This is a genomic window from Olivibacter sitiensis DSM 17696, from assembly GCF_000427965.1.
Taxonomy (GTDB): Bacteria; Bacteroidota; Bacteroidia; order Sphingobacteriales; family Sphingobacteriaceae; genus Olivibacter; species Olivibacter sitiensis.
This window is the reverse complement of sequence record NZ_ATZA01000108.1, coordinates 1-1,420: the sequence shown is the minus strand read 5'-3', so window position 1 is coordinate 1,420 and position 1,420 is coordinate 1. Positions and strand designations below refer to the sequence as shown.

General features: G+C 32.9%; 1 protein-coding gene. It reads right to left on the bottom strand.

All coding sequences use genetic code 11. The annotated features are described in order from the left end of the window. Window positions 1–74: 74 nt before the first annotated feature. Complete coding sequence (locus A37S_RS0122510; protein WP_028298882.1) at window positions 75–935, bottom strand: RteC domain-containing protein; 861 nt, start codon at window positions 933–935, stop codon at window positions 75–77. Window positions 936–1,420 lie beyond the last annotated feature (485 nt).

Here is a 1,420-nt window from a genome sequence, read left to right as displayed (position 1 = left end):
ATTGTATAATCAACAAAAATTAATAAATTTATAACTCGAAAGTCTCCTTAAGGTTTCATCCTAATGTGTCTAATTTAGTTTGAAGACGTACAAAGGTCTTTATCCATATATTCTTCGAGGGAAATTTTGAGTTGGTCTAAAAATGCCGTCCGGGAACCTGCCCGTGTTTTCATTCGGTGGAACGAATGATGTATATCGTTCAAGGGCGTTCGGAAAAGCACTTGAAAAATCAACGCTAATTTTCTGATACCGATTTTTCCGTATGCAATAGAATTTGAAGCATACAGGGCGTAAATCAATTCGATAAGGGCGTTTTGTGAATTAGTCCACGAAATGTCTTTTGTTGTATCTCCATTAACCAAGATAGTATCAGGATTTTTTTCGGGATTTATTTTCGTAAGCAAATAAGTATAAAGTAATTCATTGGCTACAATATGGGCAACTTTGTTATCAAAATATGTAGAAAAACTAAGGTCAATTTCAAATACATTACTCTTTAGTCCGTCGTGATAATTGATTTTTCCGAGCCTGAAATAACTTTGGTCACGGTCAGTTCTGCCCGCACGGTAATACCTGTAAAAATCCTCATTGGATATACTTTCTTTGTATTCAGTTTTGAGGATTTTAAATTGACTTTCAAAATAACTCTGGTGTATTCTTCCATTACTCACAGGGCAGGTACTTTCAATACGGAAAACTTTATTGTAGTAAATAAGTTTTCCTAAAATCTGCGGTTTGATATTCTTGAAAAAATTGATTTCCTGCTGTTCGTCCCTAAATCCCGTTTGTAAGACTTTCATCTTTATAGTAAACAGCATTTCTTTTAGGAACAAGGTCATTTGGTAAGCCTCATCCACAGTTTGCACCATTTGAGAAGATAGCTTATCTTCCTGATGTCTGATTTCCGATAAAATTTTGTTCAACACGATTTCCATAGTTTAGTTTATTAAAGGTTATAACCACTTGTTTCGGAATTACATCTTTGTTGATTTGCCAAAACTTGGAAATAATATTGAAGTCATTATCACATAGTGACCCCATATTGGGAAAGATTTATTTTTAACAACTTTGTATTATTCAGTCTATAAAAAACGAAAAAGGATAATGTACGCTCGTACATTATCCTTTTTTTTATTAAATTTGCAGTAATGATTTACAAGGTAATCAGATGAAAGCGAGTGCAGTAAGCACCATTACTAAATCGTTACCGATAGCACTTCCGGTTCTTGTAAACTACTCTTTATTAGCCATTTTGGGCTATATTAATCTTTTTACAAAAAAAAACGATTATTTTTTATAATATGTAATGTTTATTTACTTTTTTTCTGATTCTCCGTTTACGCACCTGTTATATTTGCAATGACCATTCTGTCAAACAGTTTGTCTCCGAAATACCGTCTATTGAGCTTATAAATGAACT

Bases quoted from the DNA above. Each gene is read 5' to 3' on its own strand.
- A37S_RS0122510 (WP_028298882.1), bottom strand. From the start codon at position 935: ATGGAAATCGTGTTGAACAAAATTTTATCGGAAATCAGACATCAGGAA.